The following is a 16,791-nucleotide window of genomic DNA, read 5'->3' as shown; positions in this document are numbered from 1 at the left end:
TGCTTGTCCTGCTTGTCCTGCTGTCGAGATTGCGCCGCCACTGACGACGCACGAGGGCCGCCCTCCCCGGGTGGGGAGGACGGCCCTCGCTCCGAACCGCTCGGCTAGAGCGGAGCGTCATCCTTCACAGGGTTACGCTTCGCCGATGCCGTTCTTGCGGCGGCTGTGGCGAACCAGCAGCGCGCCACCGGCCAGCAGCATCAGCGCCAGCAGCGACAGGACGGCCGTCGTGGCACCGGTGTTGGCGAGACCGCCACCGTTGCCGTTGCCGTTCCCGGTCTTGCCGGAACCGCCGTTGCCACCGTCACCGCCGTTGCCACCGTTGCCGCCATTTCCACCGTTGCCGCCGTTACCGGCGCCGTCGGCTTCGATGACCAGGTCGGCCTCGTCGGTGTTGCCCTCGTCGTCGGTCGCGGTCACGGTGTAGTCACCGGGGCCGGCCGATGCCGGGAGCTTGACGTCGATGGTGAAGGTGCAGTCATCGCCCACGGTCGCGACCGGTGCGGCCGAGGCCGCGACGCCGGCAGCGGAGGTGAAGATGAACACCCCGTCAGCGTTGGCGATCTGGATCTCCACCTCGGAGCCGGCAGCGAAGCCGACGCCCGAGACCGTCACGGTGCCGCCGACGGTCGCCGTGGACGGATCCACGGTGATCTCCGGCTCGACGCCGCAGGTGCCGGAGACGCCTTCCTCGAGGACCCGGTACGCGGCCTCAGCCGTGCGCTCGGTCTCGAGATCGGTGCCGAGCACCGTGTACTCGCCCGGAGCAGCATCGCCCGGGACCTCGACCTCGACCTCGATGGCGCCGTTCTCGTCGGCCGTCGTCTCGAAGGTCGCGACGACGTTGCCGTCTGCGTCCACCAGCTCGACCGTCACGTCGCCGCCCGGGGTGAAGCCCGCGCCGGTCGCCGTGGTGGCCTCGCCCGGGAGACCCTCGATCGGGTCGACGGTGAGTGCGAGCTCGCCTGCCTGGAGCGCCAGAACCTCGAACGGCGTCTCCGCCGTGCCCTCGGTCTCGACGTCCGTGCCGCGGATCGTGTAATCCGCACCGGCCACCGCGTCCGCCGGAACCGTGAGATCCGTCAGGATCGCACCGTTCTCGTCGGCCATGGTCTCGACGGTGGCGACGACGTTGCCGTCGGCGTCCACCAGCTCGACCGTCACAGCGCCCTCGGGCGTGTAGCCCTCACCGGAGACGCTCGTCGTGTCACCCGGCTGCGCAGCAGCGGGATCGGCGGCGATCGTCAGCTCGGTGGCCGACGCCTCCAGGACCTCGAACGGCGTCTCCGCCGTGCCCTCGGTCTCGACGTCGGTGCCGCGGATCGTGTAGTCCGCGCCCATCGCGGCATCCTCCGGAACCGTCAGGTCCGTCTGGATGTCGCCGTTCTCGTCGGCGGTGGTCTCGACGGTGGTGACGACGTTGCCGTCGGCATCCACCAGCTCGACCGTCACAGCGCCCTCGGGCGTGAAGCCCTCACCGGTCACCGTGGTGGTGCCTCCGGCCGGAACCGCAGCCGGATCGGCGGCGATGGCGAGCACGCACTCCATCGCGGTGACGTCCACGGTGACGGTTGCGCCCGTCGCGACGTCGGTTGCCTGAACGGTGTAACCGGCGTTGACCAGGGCGTCGTCCGGCATCTCCACCTCGGCGGCGATGTTGCCCTCGGCGTCCGCCGTGGTCTCGACGGTCTTGACGACCTCGCCGGCCGGGTTCTTGACCTCGAGGACGACCTCGCCGTCAGCGGTGTAGTTCGCACCCTCGGCGGTCGGCTGCTCGTTCGGGGCGAGGCAGGAGGTGTCGATCACCAGGGTGATCTCGCCCGTGCCCGTGCCCGGCTCGAGGACCTCGAAGGGAACGTCGATGGAACGCTCCGTTGCGGGGTCGGTCGCCTGGATCGTGTAGTCCGGGCTGGCCACCGCGTCCCCGGGGACGACGACGTCGACGGCGATCTCGCCGTTCTCGTCGACAGGTGCCTCAACCGTTGCCACAACATTGCCCTCGGGGTCCACCAGTTCGACCGTGGCCGTCTCGCCCGGGGTGAAGCCCGTGCCGGTCACGCTCGTGGTGTCGCCCGGCTCGCCCGACGTCGGGTTCGCGTTGAGCGTCATGATCGACGCTCCGGGCTCGAGGACCTCGAACGGCGTCTCCGCGGAGTTCGTGGTCTCGGCGTCGGTACCGCGGATCAGGTAATCAGCCCCTGCCTCGGTGCCCTCCGGGACCGTCAGGTCCGTGGTGAACCCGCCGTTCTCGTCGGCCGTGACCTCGAGGGTCTCGACCACGTTGCCGTCGGCGTCGAGCAGCTCGACCGTGACGGCACCGTTCGGGGAGTACCCGGCGCCGGTGACGGCGGTCGAGTCCTCCGGAGCGGCTGCCACCGGATCTGCGGAGATCGCCAGCTCACCGGCGGCGAGCGGCAGGACCTCGAACGGGGTCCCGGCCGTGCTCTCGGTGGCGTCGTCGGTACCGCGGATCACGTAGTCAGCACCTTCGGTGGCGTCTGCCGGGACCGTGAGGTCCGTGGCGAGTGCACCGTTCTCATCGGCCGTGGCCGGGACCGTGGCGATCACGTCGCCGTCGGCGTTGACCAGTTCGACCGTCACGTCACCGTTGGGTGTGTAGCCCTCTCCGGTGATCGCCGTGGTGTCACCCGGGGCAGCAGCCGCGGGGTCGGCAGCGATCGTCGGGTCGACCGTGCCCGGCTCGAGGACCTCGAGGGGCGCGCTGCCCTCGTTGCCCTGGCCGTCCACGGCCTCGACCGTGTAGTCGCCCGGAGCCGCGTCAGCGGGAACCGGGAGCTCGGCGGTGAAGTCACCGTTCTCGTCGGTCGGGACCGTCACCGGATCGCCCACGGGGTTGCCCTCGGAGTCGACCAGCTGGACCTCGACCTCGTCGTTCGGAGCGAAGTCCGAACCGGTCACCTGGGTGGAGTCGCCCGGCTCGACAGCAGCCGGATCGACAGCAACCGTCGGGTCGCCGGCGGCAGCGTCATCGATCAGACCCGCGTCGATCGTGAGCATGACCGGCGCCTCCGACGTCAGGGTCACCACGCCGGTGCGCCCGTTGTTCGGATCAGCATCCGAGTCCGTCGCGTCCACACCGGAGGCGTCCTGCGGCGAGAAGGCCTTGCCCGCCGCCAGATCGGCGAACTCGACGACGTAGTCGCCCAGCTCCAGACCCGAGAACGTGTAGATACCGTTCTCGTCCGTCGCAGCGGTCACCGGGTTGCCCTCGGTATCCGTCACGGCGTTGCCCTCGGCATCGAGCAGGTTGACGGTCACACCGGCAACGCCGGCCTCGCCCTCGTCCTGCACGCCATCAGCATTCGCATCGTCCCAGACGAAGTCACCGAGCTGGCCCGGGCCCGTGCCCGGCTCGAGGACCACGAGCGGCGCGCTGCCCTCGTTGCCCTGGCCGTCCACGGCCTCGACCGTGTAATCGCCCGGCTCGGTTCCCTCGGGAACCGGGAGCTCGGCGACGAAGCCGCCGTTCTCATCGGTCGGAACCGTCACCGGATCGCCCACGGGGTTGCCCTCGGAGTCGACCAGCTGGACCTCGACCTCGTCGTTCGGAGCGAAGTCCGAACCGGTCACCTGGGTGGAATCGCCCGGCTCGACAGCAGCCGGATCAACAGCAACCGTCGGCGTCGTGGTGCCGGCCTCGGTGACCGTCAGCGCCGCCGAAGCGTCGTTGCCGGTGGTGTCATCGGTGCCGACGACCGTGTAATCGCCCGAAGCCGCATCAGCGGGAACCGGAACCTCGGTGGTGAAAGCACCCGCCGGGTCCGTCGTGACCTGGATCGGGTCGCCAACCGGCTCACCAGCCGGGCTGGTCAGCTGCACCGTGGCAGTCGAGTCCGGCGTGTAGCCCGAACCATCAGCCGTGGTCGGCGTACCGGCCGGAACCGTCGCCGGATCCACCGTGATCGCCGGAGCCACCGTGCCCGGCTCGGTGACCGTCAGCGCCGCCGAAGCGTCGTTGCCGGTGGTGTCATCGGTGCCGACGACCGTGTAATCGCCCGGAGCCGCATCAGCGGGAACCGGAACCTCAGTGGTGAAAGCACCCGCCGGGTCCGTCGTGACCTGGATCGGGTCGCCAACCGGCTCACCAGCCGGGCTGGTCAGCTGCACCGTGGCAGTCGAGTCCGGCGTGTAGCCCGAACCATCAGCCGTGGTCGGCGTACCGGCCGGAACCGTCGCCGGATCCACCGTGATCGCCGGAGCAACCGTGCCCGGCTCGGTGACCGTCAGCGCCGCCGAAGCGTCGTTGCCGGTGGTGTCGTCGGTGCCGACGACCGTGTAGTCGCCCGGAGCCGCATCAGCGGGAACCGGAACCTCAGTGGTGAAAGCACCCGCCGGGTCGGTCGTGACCTGGATCGGGTCGCCAACCGGCTCACCAGCCGGGCTGGTCAGCTGCACCGTGGCAGTCGAGTCCGGCGTGTAGCCCGAACCGTTCGCCGTCGTGGATTCACCGGCGGGAACCGTCGGTGGATCCAGGCCGATGTTCAGCTCCTGGACGTCGGGCTGGGTCACCGTCAGCGGTGCCTCGGCCGGGGTCTCCGTGGCGACATCGGTCGCCTGGACGATGTAATCGCCCGGAGCGGCGTCCGCGGGAACCGGGAGATCGGTGGTGAAGTCGCCGTTCTCATCGGTGGGAACCGTCACTGCCTCGCCGACCGGGTTGCCGTCGGCATCGGTCAGCTGAACGCTCGCCTCATTGTTCGGGGTGAAGCCCGTACCGGAGACGGTCGTCGAGTCGCCGGCCGGAACCTCGGTGGGGTCGACGGTGATGGCCGGGTCGATGGCTGCGAACTGGTCGCAGGCGTCGACGCGGGCACCGGCGGTGCCGAAGTTCAGGCGTGCTCCGCCGATCGCCGGTGCGGCGCCGATGCTCAGGGCCGAGACCTCGAGGCTTCCGGTCGTCTCACCGCCCGCCGGCAGGGCGCAGACCTCGGTGGTCTGCCGGTTGAGCTGCACGGACAGGACGTTCGCTGCGATCTGCTCGAGGAACGGCTGGACGACGGCACGCGCCGGAGCGGTGATGGTGTCCGTCTTGATCAGCGTGAACAGGTCGTAGAGGATCTGTCCGTCGTTGGCCAGCAGGGTGTCCCGCACGGTGGTCGCCAGCGTGGTCGCCAGCGGCTCGATGACCGTCTCGAGCCCGTCGAGCGTGGTGCACAGGAGCGTGCCGGCAGCACCCGTCGATGCACACGGCGTCGACGTGTAGGTCCCATCCAGGCTCGCCGAGAACGTCTTGTCCGCGGTGCTGGTGCCCGTGATCGGATCGGTCGACTCGGCGTGCGCGTCCAGGTGCACCGTGACGCTGCCCAGCGACGCGTTGAACGTGCGGAACGCGATGTGGATGACCTCTTCGATCACGTCGTGGATCGAGTCGGCGATCATCGGGTACAGGTTCGAGTCGATCAGCTCGGTGTTCGGGTTCTGGCTGTTCAGGCCCTCGGCGTTGGTGCCGGCGCCCTCGTCATTGCCCATGAACTTGGCCATGTCGATGTACATGGTCCCCGTGGCCAGATCGAGATCGATGATGCTGGTCTCCGTGGTGATCGGCTCGGCCAGCAGGGCGTCGCGGATGGCACCGGAGACATTCGACTCGATGCGCGGCGTCACCGACACGTTGGCCGGCAGCGCGGCGAGGATCGGGTCGAGGAGGTTCGCCGACTCGACGATGCCGTTGACGGAATCCTCGATGGCGCCGTCGACCTGCGACGTCGTGTCGACCAGCTGGGCCGCGGCGTCCGCGACCTGCTGGGAACGGAGGGCGAGGATCAGGTCGCCGACCTTGTACTGGCCCTGTCCGCCGACGCCGTCGGGATCCTGGAAGACCCCGTCCACTGCCTCGACCTCGGCGCCGAGCGCGCCGATCTCCAGGTAGGCCTCGTCCATGAGGGCTGCGACGTCGCCGAATCCGAGGGAGTTGGCCAGCTGCAGCACGTCCAGCCGGGCGTTGCCCATGGACGCGCCGTCGATGCTGTCCAGCGTGAGCGAGCCATCCGCGCCGGCCACCGAGGTGATGGCCCGGGCATCCTTCGGCGAGGTCGCCTCAGACTGGGACTGCAGGACGCCGGCTTCGCCGAAGTCCAGGAAGTCGGTCAGCGGAATGTCGATGTTGCCGAGGGAGACGACCTCGCTGCCGAGTGCCGCGGCATCGAGGGCCTGATTGTCCGGGCCGGGGTTGGACGGGAAGGTCGCGCGCGACTGCCCGCCCCCCACGAGGGCCTGTTCGAACAGACTCGAATCGATGATGCTCGCCGCAGACTCCGCCGGCTCCTCGGGAGCCGTGTTCACGTCTGCGGAGGCTGGAAGGCCGTATCCCGCTATCGCAAGCGTCGAAGCGACGCCGATGGCGAGCGACCTCCTTAACCCTTTCTTGAGCCCCACACCTTTCCGGTGCGAGCGTGGTTGGTTCTCACTCACTAGTTTGTTCCCCTCTTTCTAGGAATGCCGGGGTGGCTGAACGTGCCGGTGGCACAAGCCACCCGCGCACTACTCAATACAGCTCGTTCACAGATTTCAAGGGGTCGCTCAAAACAAGCTGAATATTCGCGCAGAAGAATTGAAGCTTCACGTGAAGTCGAGGGGCGACGCGCGCGAAACGACGATCGGGGCAGACCTGGGCTTCTGACAAGGGGTTTCGTCAGGACGCCGTGACTGGGTGGCATGCTGGCACTGCATCACCTCGACAGGGAGTCATCCCTCTTCACATGAAAACTAAAGCGAATGGACGTCCGCCAATACCATGGACCTTTGGGCTCGTCAAGGGATGTGCGTGCACAGAGATTTAACCTGCGCGCCTCCTTGTCGTTGAACGCCGTCAATAAGGAACGCGAGGCCGTTAAGAAGGTGCGGCTGAATAGTGTTCTGTGACGTGCTTTCTTTACGCCTCCTGCGACCGATGCGATAGTGACGACGTGGAGGACACCCCGACATCGCAGACCCCCGACTGCCTCGTCATCGGCGGCGGTCCCGCCGGGCTGGTCGCCGGTCTGCTCCTGGCGCGCTCGGGCGTGCGGGTCACCGTTCTGGAGAAGCATGCCGACTTCCTCCGCGACTTCCGGGGTGACACCGTCCACCCGACCACGCTGACGCTGCTCGACGAGTTGGGCCTCTTCCCCGAGTTCGCCGCGCTGCCGCACAGCCGGATCGAGGAGGCCCGCCTGCCCGTGCGGGACGGCACCACCGTCCGCCTCGCGGACCTCCGGCGTCTGCCACTCCCCCACCCCTACATCGCGATCGCGCCGCAGTGGGACTTCCTGAACCTGCTGGCAGCCGCCGGCGAGCGCGAGCCGAACTTCGAGCTGCGCACGGAGACCGAGGTCACCGGCCTGGCCTGGGAGGACGGGCAGGTGGTGGGCGTCCGCTACCGGGACCGGGCGACGGGCCAAGGGCACGAGCTGCGTGCCCTGCTCACCCTCGCCGCGGACGGGCGCACCTCCGTGGCGCGCGCTGCTGCGGAGCTGCCGGTGCGCGAGTTCCCGGTGGGGGTCGACGCCTGGTGGTTCCGGGTCCCCACCGACGCGGCGACCTCGGCCGCACTCGGCAGCCGGCTCATGCCGCGCAACTCCAACGGCAACTTCTACGTGGTCATCCCCCGCCGCGGCTACGCGCAGGTCGCCCGGCTCATCCCGAAGGGCGCCGACGCCCGGCTCCGCGCGCAGGGCGTCGAACGGGTGCGGGCCGACCTCGCGGCGACCGTGCCCGAGCTGGCCGGCGCCGTGGACGGGTTGGAGCTCGACGACGTGAAGGTCCTCGACGTGCGGCTGAACCGGCTCGAGCGCTGGCACCGACCGGGCCTGCTCTGCATCGGCGACGCCGCCCACGCGATGTCGCCGATCGGCGGCGTGGGGATCAACCTCGCGATCCAGGACGGCGTGGCCGCGGCGCGCCTGCTCGCGCGCCCCCTGCTCCAGGGCCGCCTCGGCGACGCCCATGTGGCGGCCGTGCAACGCCGTCGCACTCCTCCGACCGTCTTCACCCAGGGTATCCAGCGGGCGATGCACCGGGGGTTCGACGCGGCGCTCGGGCGCGGCCGGGACTTCGCCCTGCCGACGACGGCGGCCCGGGTCCTCCGCGCCTTCCCGGCGCTGTCGCTGCTGCCCGCTTGGGCGATCGCGGTGGGGCTGCGCCCCGAGCACGCGCCGCCGGTGACGCGGCGACGACCGCCGCGGCCGGGCGGCCGTCGGGCACGGCACGCCGCCGAACCCCCGGGCGCGGACCACGGGCCCGCCGACGGGGCGGCGGCCGGGCCGGACACGATGGGTGGTCCGGCAGGGGGTCACTAATCGCGGGAATCCTGCGATGATCTCCCCATGGCAGAGCAGAGCACACCCAGGACGGACCACGGGCCGGACGAGCAGCACCGACGCGGAGCCGGGGTCGACGACGCGACCGTGGAGGCGCTCGGGAAGCTCTCCGAGGCGCTGGAGGTCGTGGAGCATGCCCGGGGCCTCCTGTACGGGTTCCACCGGCTCACCGGGACGGCCGACCTGGCACTGGACGACGCCGTCCGGCTGTTCCGGGAGGCCGGCCACCACGAGATGGCCGAGCGCGTGGAGACGGAGGTGCTGGGGCGCAACGTCATCCGCGGGCGGTGGACCTTCCAGATCGTCGAGGACTACGACGACAACTACTATGCGGCGTTCAAGGCGGTGGAGCGGGATGCGCGCCAGGAGCTGGCGGACGGCAAGCGGCACCTGTACGAGGCGGAGATGAAGGAGGCGCGCCGGACGCACGGACGGCGGCACCACGAGGCCCTGCCACCGGAGGACGAGTCCGCCGGAAGGTCTAGCGGGAGCGCATGACCGGTGCCATAGTAGCCCCCATGAGCCGCATGATCTTTGTCAATCTGCCGACCGCCGACCTCGCCCGCTCGGACCACTTCTACGAGACGCTCGGCCTCACCAAGAACACCGACTTCTCTGACGAGAACGCCAGCGGGTGGATCATCGACGAGAACATCTTCCTGATGGTCCTCAAGGAGAACTACTTCGCCACGTTCCTGCGCAACGGGGACAAGCCGGGCAGCGGAGAGGGCCACCAGCAGGTCCTGACCGCGCTCTCCGCCGAGAGCCGCGAGGACGTGGACGAGACCGTCGCCCGTGCCGTGAACGGCGGCGGGTCGGTGTACCGGCCGGCCACCGAGGAGATCCCCGGGATGTACGGGGCGGCGTTCGCCGATCCGGACGGGCACGTGTGGGAACTGGCGTGGATGGATATGGCCGCGATGCAGGCCGGCCAGACGGACAGCCAATGAGCACCCGAGCCCCAGCTCGGTCCCAGCATCACCGCCTAGAGTCGTAGACACCTCATGAAGGTGCGAGTGATGAGTGAAGGCCCCCAGCCATCGGCTGGGGGCCTTCGTCATGCTCTCAGCGGCGCCTCCCACTGTCAGGCCCCGCCCGCCGTCGTCCGCCGGGCCGCGCCCTCCGCATCGGGCCAGGCCCCGGTCATCGGAGCACGGAGGCGGCGAAGCCGGCGACCCGGTGCCGGAGTCCCTCGACGCGCTCCGCGACGAAGGCGTCCAGGTCGAAGCCCTTGTAGGGCAGCGGCGGCCGTTTCCGCACGTTGGCCGAGCACTGGAAGTTCTCGCAGATCAGCGTGCCCACGGTGGAGCCATCGCGACCCGCCTGACCGGCTCGTCGTGCCACGTACAGGACGGCGGGGTCCGCCAGGTAGACGTCCTCGCACCACGCGCACATCGCCGCCCGGGGGCTGCCTCCGGGCACCGCTCCCGTCTGCAGGACGAAGCCCACGGGCCCGTCGGGCGTGGGGACGACGGCGAAGCCGCGCCGGGGATCCTGGCGATCCCTCCAGCCAAGGTACTCCCGGCGAGACCAGTCCAACTGCCGCAGCCCGGGCGGCAGCGAGAGCCTGGCCGCGTCCTTGCGCGAGCAGTTAACGAAGGAGGTACGGATCTCGTGATCACTGAGCGGATTCATCGGTGCTCTCCTCGAGCGGATCGGTGTAGAGGACGGTCGCCAGCGACCTGCGGGGGCGCGCGGTGCCAGCGGACCGGTCGTCGACCTCCGCGATCAGCGCCTGGATCCGCCGACTGAGCTCGCGCAGCTCCTCGTCCGTGGCCCGGAAGGCGACGTGCCCGAAGCTGACCTCGTCGGCGTCCAGGTGCTCGATCCGGTCGTCCACACGCGCCGCCACGTCGGCGAGGAATGCCGTGAAGAGCGCGCGCCGCTGGCCGGGCTGCAGGCCGCGCATGCCGTCCTCCGAGAGGAGCGCGGCCTCGGGGCCCAGACGATAGGTCCGTTCGACCCCTCCGCGGACGGGGCGCTCTCGGGCGACGGCCAGCGCTCCGCCGTCGTGCAGGGCCGCCACGTGCCGGTAGAGGCTCGCCGGCGGCACGTCCGGCAGCCGCGCACGCAGCTCGCCCGTCGTGAGCTCGCGACCACCCAGGAAGGACCGCAGGATCTGGAGGCGGACGGGGTGCATGACCAGTTCCGTGGGACTCGTTCGCTCCTGCATGTTGATTATCGTAGCTGATAATCAAAGAGGCTCAGGATCCGGAGCCGACGCTCCCGACGCGCAGGTGCAGCGGCCACGAGATCGGCCGCGTCCGGGCGCGCTCGCCCCAGAGTTCGGCGAGCTCTCCGCGGAACGCCGCCAGCAGATCCTCCTCACCCGCCTCGCGGGCGCGGGCGACCGCGGACCACGTGGAGAGGTAGCCGAGGAAGGCGTCCAGGGCGACGCGCAGCTCGATCCGCAGTCGTGGCCCGTCGATCTCCTGGAAGGGGAAGTCGACGGTGGTGTAACCGGCCTCCACGATTCTCCGCTCCGGCGGCCAATACGGACCCATCTCCTCGGCGTAGAAGCGGTCGAACCGCTCGGCCAGGCGTCGTTCCACCGCGTCCGGCGCGGCGGGATCGTCCCCGTCGTGGTCGAAGCGCATGAGGCCGTACCCGATCAGCGCCACCAGCGCGCCCGGTGCGGCGATGCGCCGGGCTTCCGCGTAGAACCGGTCCAGGTCGAACCAATGCGCCGCCTGGGCCGCCGTGATGAGGCCGGCGGCCCCGTCCGGCACCGGCAGCGCTTCCGCCGGCCCCACGCGGTACTCCACCCCCTCCCGCCGGCGAGCGCTGGCGATCTGGCCGGAGCTCGGGTCGACGCCGATCACCCGCTCGAACCGCTCGGCCAGCAGCGCGGTCAGCTGCCCGCTGCCGCAGCCGACGTCGACGGCGAGCTCGCGGGCGCCCCCGGCGTCCGCCGTCGACTCGGCCAGCCAGTCGGCGAGCGCCTGCGGGTACTCGGGGCGGTAGGCCGCGTACGCCTCGCCGCCGGTCTCGAACCAGTTCCGTCCAGCCATCGTGTGCTCCTCGTCGCCCGCTACGCGTGGCCCGGCCCGGCGTCGCCCGCCCCCGAGGCGGCCTCGGGCGCGAGGTTGCACGCCGTCCAGACGGTCCAGTGGTCCTGCTCGGAGATCGGAGCCCGGCTCGGGCGGCCCGCCCCGCCGGGACGGCCGGCCTCCCCGTACTCCGCAGCGATGAAATCGACCAGGTCGTCCAGCTCGGCGTCGTCGAGCTCGTGGAGGATCGACCGCCCGGTCCGGGACCGGAGGTCCGCAGCCAGTTCCGCCACGGACGCGTACTCCCGGCGGACCTCCTGGAACGGGCGCGCCAGGACGTCGTCGAATCCGGCCGCGGAGAGGGCGGCCTCCACCTCGCCCGGGGCCGGGCGCCGCGCCCGCTCGACCTCCAGCAGTCGCGGGTAGCGCTCGAAGAAGTAGCCGCGCGGGTGCTCGGGCGACCCCGGCCGGGCGACGTCGTCCATGGTCCGATCCTGGACGATCAGCATCCCGTCCGGCCGGAGGATCCGCCGGGCCTCGACGAAGACCGCCCGCAGGTCCTCCACGTGGTGGATGAGCGCGCGCTGGAGCACCACGTCGAAGGAGCCGGCCTCCAGTCCGGTGTCCGCGGCATCCGCGACGGCGAAGTCGAGGGTCCCGCCGCGCCCGGCCCGCAGGCCGCGGCCTGCCGCGCGCTCGCGGGCGCCGGAGACCATGCCCGCCGAGCCATCGACCCCGACGACCGCAGCGGCCCCGGCATCGAGCAGCGCCGTGGAGTAGATGCCCCCGCCGCAGCCGATGTCCGCCACGCGCGCGCCGGGCAGCTCCACCAGGCCGCCGACGAAGTCAGCCCAGGCCGTGTTGGCCCTCCGCGCGGCATAGGTGCGCCGGTTCCCCGGGTCTGCGAAGTCGATGCCCATCGAATGCTCCTGCCCGGCCGGCGTCTGCGGCCTCGCGCCTGTGCCTGTGCCTGTGCCGTCTAGTGTCGGTCGCGCGCCTTCATGTAGAGGTCGAAGGCCTTGGCGAGCGGCTTGTTCAGCGGGTAGTCCCACTCGCCGAGGGTCTGCACGACGTCGCACCCCAGCGTGGTCTTGAAGAGCGTCAGCCCGGCCAGATGGTGCTCCCTGTCCAGGGTGGCGGAGACGCCGCCGTGGTCGAGGAACGCGCACCCCGCGGCCAGGGAGTCGACGATCATGCGGTGGATGAGCGCCTTGGGCGCGAACAGTTTCCGCTCCTGCGACGAGGACGCCCCGTAGACGTACCAGGACCCCTCGCCGGACTGCACGCGGATCGCGGAGGCGAGGTCGCGCCCCTCGTGCACCGCGAAGTACAGGGTGCAGGTGCCCGGGGCGTGGGCGTTCAGCTCGTTGTACATGGTGGTGAAGTACTGTGCCGGACGGCCGGTGAAGCCGTCCCGCTCGGCCGTCTCCCGGTACAGCGCGTGGAAGCGGTCGACGTCGTCCGCCCCGCCCACCTGGACCTCCAGGGGCCCCGAGGCCGCCTTGCGGGTCTCGCGGCGGGCGTTCTGGTTCATGCTGGCGAGGACCCCGTCGACGTCGAGCGGCTCGCCGGCGGCGTCGCGCAGCGGGATCCGGGCCTGGAACTCGGGCTGGCCGGCGGTGAAGTCCTCGCTGACCTCGGGCTTGGTCCAGCCGGCGGCGGCCAGCCGGGAGGCGGTGAACTCCGCCTGCTGGTCGCTCCGGAGCGGCGGCAGGTCGCTCATGAGGGCGTGGGCGGGGCCGTCCTCGCCCTTCTTGCCGGAGAGGGCCTTGCGGACGTCGGCGGCGCGCCACACGTTGCGGACGCCGGGGACGCCCATGCGGACCAGGAATGCGCCGTGGCGCCTGAGGTGCGCCAGCAGCGGCTCCGTGACCTCCGCCGTCGTGTGGGCGGCCCAGTCGAGGACGGGCCCCTCGGGGAGATAGGCGAGCGTGCGCTTGAGGACGGGCAGGGGGCGGTGCAGCACCTGGGCGCTGCCGACCTGCTGCCCGGACGCGAACCAGCCGAGGTACTCGGGCCGCCACTCGCGCTTCACACGCGCCCACGCCGGCAGCTGCAGGAAGCTGGCCCCGGGCCGTTCGGCGAGGAATGCGCGGTGCTCGTCGGCGGTGATCGGACGGACGGAGAGCTGGGTGGCAGGCACGGCATTCAGCATAGCCCGGGCACAACTTCCGGCCGGGACCCCCTAGCCTTAGTGCACTGAAGTAGCTACGCTGGTGTAAAAGGTTGCACTAGCACCTCGGACGCAGCGTCCACCGCGAAGCCGCGACGATACGACCCGAAGGGAACAACGATGTTGACCACGGACACCACCCGCATCCCCGCCCAGGAACTGCCGGCGCTGCCGGCCTGGAAGGACCTCAAGACGGCGGCCACCGCCCTGCAGCAGGTCCAGATCAAGGACGGCTCCATCCCGGAGGCCGCGGACCACGCCACCGCCCGGGCCTGCGTCGAGACGATCGTCGAGTCGCTCGAGGAGCTGCGCACCCACCTGCCGCACGACGACGAGTACCTGCGGCTGGTGCAGCAGGACCTGCGCCGCTGGGAGCAGGACGGCTTCGGCGTCCCCGACTTCCTCGACTCGCTGGTGGCGTTCCACCCGGAGCAGGCCCGCGTGGACGGCCTGCCGCACCTGGTCCTCTTCCCGATGTACACGCAGAACGGCAGCACCAACCGCTTCGTCGAGGCGGTCCTGGTGCAGGTCATCTGGCCGGAGTTCATCGCCGACCTGGAGGCCGGCGACTACTCGAACAAGCTGTTCGTGCCGATCCGGTTCCTCGACTTCACACCCGGCTACGACACCAATTCGGCCGTCCTGTTCCCCGAGAGCGTCGCCGTCCGCAGCACCCCGGCGTTCACCTGGGGCGGCATCTTCGCCGACCGCGAGGCCGCCCGCTTCCGCCGCGTGCTCAAGGCCGCCGCGGACATCACGTCCCTGGAGCTGCCGCCGGGCGCGGACGAGCTCGCCGAGGACCAGCACCTGGCGGAGAAGACGTTCGTCATGTGGGACCTGATCCACGACCGCACCCACATGCGCGGCGACCTGCCGTTCGACCCGTTCATGATCAAGCAGCGCATGCCGTACTTCCTGTACTCGCTCGAGGAGCTCCGCTGCGACCTGACCGCGTTCCGCGAGTCGGTCCGGATCGAGCACGACGAGAAGCGCGACGACGCCACGCGCCGCTACGCCAAGCTGGTGCAGTACGCGGTGATCTTCGACCGCATCTTCCGCTTCGCCGTCACCGGCAGCCGGGTGCGCAACTACGACGGCCTGGGCGGGCAGCTGCTGTTCGCGTGGATGCACCAGCACCACGTCCTGCACTGGACCGACGGCAAGCTGAGCATCGACTGGGACGAGGCGGCCGGCGTCGTCGTCGAGCTCGGCGCCCGGATCGAGGACCTGTACTGGCGCTCGATCGACCGCCCCAAGACGGCCCACTGGCTCGCCGCCTACGAGATGATCTCCGAGACCCTGGCCCCGAACCCGGCGTCGGTCTGGGCGAAGGGCCCCGACGCCCTCCCGCTGGACGGCCCTCCGCGCGGCCTCACCGACCAGGTGCTCGACGACGAGTTCCCGCTCTCCATGTTCTACGAGGCGCTGGAGCGCAAAATCCGCCCGGTCATCGAGTCCACGTCCGGCATCACCGGTGCGTCCCCGGAGCTGGACGACGACGCAGCGAAGGAGTCCGCGTGAGCCGCACCGTGGTGGTCGCGGGCGCGACCAGCGCCTCCGGCGTCGCCGTCGCCACCGCCCTGGCCGAGGCCGGGATGCGTGTGGCGGCGGTGGGCAGCAGCGCCGAGCGGGTCGAGCCCGTCGCGGCCCTGCACCCGCAGATCACCGGGTACGCGTGCGACCTCGCCGACCGCGACGCCGTCGCCGGCCTGGCCGACGCCGTGCGCGCCGACCTCGGGCCCGTCGACGGGCTGATCCACCTGGTGGGCGGCTGGCGGGGCGGCAAGACGCTGGCGGACCAGTCGGACGAGGACTGGGACTTCCTGCACCGCCGCGTGCTGACCACGCTGCGCAACACCACGCGCGCGTTCGACGCCGACCTCGCCGCCTCCGAGGCCGGCCGGGCGGCGATCGTCTCCGCCGAGTCCGCCGCCGCGCCCACCGCGGGCGGGGCGAACTACGCCGCCGTGAAGGCCGCCGCGGAGACCTGGACCCTCGCGATGGCCCAGGGGTACGACGGCGGGCGCGCGGCCGCCGTCGTCCTGGTGGTCAAGGCGCTGGTGGACGCGGGCATGCGCGCGGCCCAGCCGGAGCGGCGCTTCCCCGGCTTCACCGACGTCGAGGTCCTCGGCGCGGCAGCGGTGCAGCTGTTCGAGCGCGACGCCGCCGAGATCAACGGACGGCGCCTGCGTCTGGGAACATCGTTGTCGACGGACCACCCTTCCGAGACAGGAGTCTTCGCATGACCTCGACCGCCACGGAACCCGCCGTGCTCGCCCAGCCGCGCGGGTTCGCCTCCGACAACTACGCCGGTGCCCACCCGGAGGTCCTCGCGGCCGTCGCCGCGGCGAACTCGGGCCACGCGACCGCCTACGGCGAGGACGGCTGGACGGCCCGCCTGCAGGACGTGGTCCGCGGCCACTTCGGCGAGCGGGCGCAGGCCTTCCCGGTCTTCAACGGCACCGGCGCCAACGTCCTCTCGCTGCAGGCGCTGCTGCCCCGCTGGGGCGCCGTCGTCTGCGCCACCACCGCCCACATCAACGTGGACGAGAACGGCGCGCCGGAGCGCATGGGCGGCATGAAGCTGCTGTCCGTGCCGACCCCGGACGGCAAGCTCACGCCGGACCTGATCGACCGCGAGGCCTGGGGCTGGGGCGACGAGCACCGCGCCCAGCCGCTGGCCGTGTCCATCACGCAGACCACTGAGCTCGGCACCTGCTACACGCCGGAGGAGATCCGCGCGATCGCGGACCACGTGCACGCCCGCGGCATGCGCCTGCACCTGGACGGTGCGCGCCTGTCCAATGCGGCGGCCCACCTGGGCGTGCCGCTGCGCGCGTTCACCACGGACGCCGGGGTCGACGTCGTGAGCATGGGCGGGACCAAGAACGGCATGCTGTTCGGCGAGGCCGTGGTCTGGCTCGGGGAGGATGACCCGGGCCTGCAGTACCTGCGCAAGATGGACATGCAGCTCGCCTCGAAGATGCGCTTCCTCTCGGCCCAGCTGATCGCCCTGTACGAGGGCGACCTGTGGCTGCGCTCGGCCGGGCACGCGAACCGGATGGCGCAGCGGCTCCGCGAGGGCCTGGCGGGCCTCGACGCCGTCACGCTGACGCAGCCGACCCAGTCCAACGGCGTCTTCGCCGTCCTGCCCGACGGCGCCGCGGACCGCGTGCGCGAGTCGTACCGGTTCTACGACTGGGACCAGGCCACCGGGGAGGTCCGCCTCATGTGCTCCTGGGACACCACCGAGGAGGACATCGACGGCCTGATCGCCGCCGTGAGGGCGGCCGTCGCCGGTTAGCGAACC

12 protein-coding genes are annotated in these 16,791 nt (G+C 71.0%); 6 read left to right on the top strand and 6 right to left on the bottom strand.

The features are described from left to right. Positions 1–132: 132 nt before the first annotated feature. Positions 133–6,303 carry an SdrD B-like domain-containing protein gene (locus RIN46_RS07670; protein ID WP_309081539.1) on the bottom strand — a complete coding sequence of 2,057 codons (6,171 nt, stop codon included), beginning with the start codon at positions 6,301–6,303 and terminating at the stop codon, positions 133–135. A gap of 623 nt (positions 6,304–6,926) precedes the next feature. On the opposite strand from RIN46_RS07670, the gene RIN46_RS07665 reads away from it, so the two are divergent. From RIN46_RS07665 to RIN46_RS07655, 3 genes are read left to right on the top strand one after another with little or no spacing between them, the layout of a single operon-like run. Continuing rightward, a complete protein-coding gene (locus tag RIN46_RS07665; protein ID WP_309081538.1) occupies positions 6,927–8,297 on the top strand; it encodes an FAD-dependent oxidoreductase in 1,371 nt (456 codons plus the stop codon). Between the two features lie 27 nt (positions 8,298–8,324). Beyond that, positions 8,325–8,816 carry a hypothetical protein gene (locus RIN46_RS07660; protein WP_309081537.1) on the top strand — a complete coding sequence of 164 codons (492 nt, stop codon included), beginning with the start codon at positions 8,325–8,327 and terminating at the stop codon, positions 8,814–8,816. A gap of 20 nt (positions 8,817–8,836) precedes the next feature. Then, the gene (locus RIN46_RS07655) at positions 8,837–9,268 is read left to right on the top strand and encodes a VOC family protein (RefSeq protein WP_309081536.1); all 432 of its coding nucleotides are present in this window, start codon (positions 8,837–8,839) and stop codon (positions 9,266–9,268) included. A gap of 193 nt (positions 9,269–9,461) precedes the next feature. On the opposite strand, the gene RIN46_RS07650 is transcribed toward RIN46_RS07655, so the two are convergent. From RIN46_RS07650 to RIN46_RS07630, 5 genes are read right to left on the bottom strand one after another with little or no spacing between them, the layout of a single operon-like run. Then, positions 9,462–9,953, bottom strand: a complete 492-nt coding sequence (locus RIN46_RS07650; RefSeq protein ID WP_309081535.1) for an FBP domain-containing protein — start codon at positions 9,951–9,953, stop codon at positions 9,462–9,464. Continuing rightward, entirely contained in the window at positions 9,937–10,491 is a 555-nt protein-coding gene (locus RIN46_RS07645; protein WP_309081534.1) for a helix-turn-helix domain-containing protein, read from the bottom strand. The genes RIN46_RS07650 and RIN46_RS07645 overlap by 17 nt, the downstream gene beginning before the upstream one ends. Positions 10,492–10,522: 31 nt before the next feature. Then, positions 10,523–11,329 (bottom strand): class I SAM-dependent methyltransferase, encoded by an 807-nt coding sequence (locus tag RIN46_RS07640; protein WP_309081533.1) that lies wholly within the window; start codon positions 11,327–11,329, stop codon positions 10,523–10,525. 20 nt (positions 11,330–11,349) lie between these two features. Beyond that, positions 11,350–12,228 (bottom strand): class I SAM-dependent methyltransferase, encoded by an 879-nt coding sequence (locus tag RIN46_RS07635; protein WP_309081532.1) that lies wholly within the window; start codon positions 12,226–12,228, stop codon positions 11,350–11,352. A 59-nt stretch (positions 12,229–12,287) separates the two neighbouring features. Further along, a complete protein-coding gene (locus tag RIN46_RS07630) occupies positions 12,288–13,451 on the bottom strand; it encodes a peptidoglycan bridge formation glycyltransferase FemA/FemB family protein (RefSeq protein WP_309081531.1) in 1,164 nt (387 codons plus the stop codon). A 150-nt stretch (positions 13,452–13,601) separates the two neighbouring features. Between RIN46_RS07630 and RIN46_RS07625 the strand changes: the two genes are divergently transcribed. The 3 genes from RIN46_RS07625 to RIN46_RS07615 are packed head-to-tail and all read left to right on the top strand — an operon-like array spanning position 13,602 to position 16,785. Continuing rightward, on the top strand, positions 13,602–15,002 hold the full coding sequence (locus RIN46_RS07625) for a DUF6421 family protein (protein ID WP_309081530.1): 1,401 nt from the start codon (positions 13,602–13,604) through the stop codon (positions 15,000–15,002). Next, positions 14,999–15,727 carry an SDR family NAD(P)-dependent oxidoreductase gene (locus tag RIN46_RS07620; protein WP_309081529.1) on the top strand — a complete coding sequence of 243 codons (729 nt, stop codon included), beginning with the start codon at positions 14,999–15,001 and terminating at the stop codon, positions 15,725–15,727. Before RIN46_RS07625 ends, RIN46_RS07620 begins: the two co-directional genes overlap by 4 nt. Continuing rightward, positions 15,724–16,785, top strand: coding sequence for a low specificity L-threonine aldolase (locus tag RIN46_RS07615; RefSeq protein ID WP_309081528.1), 1,062 nt, complete (start codon positions 15,724–15,726; stop codon positions 16,783–16,785). The genes RIN46_RS07620 and RIN46_RS07615 overlap by 4 nt, the downstream gene beginning before the upstream one ends. Positions 16,786–16,791 lie beyond the last annotated feature (6 nt).

Origin of the sequence: Zhihengliuella sp. (genome assembly GCF_031178195.1) — a bacterium.
Lineage (GTDB): Bacteria > Actinomycetota > Actinomycetes > Actinomycetales > Micrococcaceae > Zhihengliuella.
The sequence above is the reverse complement of the archived record's forward strand: the minus strand, read 5'-3'. Positions and strand labels throughout refer to the sequence as shown.

Coding starts and splice junctions, on each gene's coding strand:
- RIN46_RS07660 (WP_309081537.1), top strand. CDS start 8,325: ATGGCAGAGCAGAGCACACCCAGGACGGACCACGGGCCGGACGAGCAG.
- RIN46_RS07655 (WP_309081536.1), top strand. CDS start 8,837: ATGAGCCGCATGATCTTTGTCAATCTGCCGACCGCCGACCTCGCCCGC.
- RIN46_RS07650 (WP_309081535.1), bottom strand. CDS start 9,953: ATGAATCCGCTCAGTGATCACGAGATCCGTACCTCCTTCGTTAACTGC.
- RIN46_RS07645 (WP_309081534.1), bottom strand. CDS start 10,491: ATGCAGGAGCGAACGAGTCCCACGGAACTGGTCATGCACCCCGTCCGC.
- RIN46_RS07640 (WP_309081533.1), bottom strand. CDS start 11,329: ATGGCTGGACGGAACTGGTTCGAGACCGGCGGCGAGGCGTACGCGGCC.
- RIN46_RS07635 (WP_309081532.1), bottom strand. CDS start 12,228: ATGGGCATCGACTTCGCAGACCCGGGGAACCGGCGCACCTATGCCGCG.
- RIN46_RS07625 (WP_309081530.1), top strand. CDS start 13,602: ATGTTGACCACGGACACCACCCGCATCCCCGCCCAGGAACTGCCGGCG.
- RIN46_RS07615 (WP_309081528.1), top strand. CDS start 15,724: ATGACCTCGACCGCCACGGAACCCGCCGTGCTCGCCCAGCCGCGCGGG.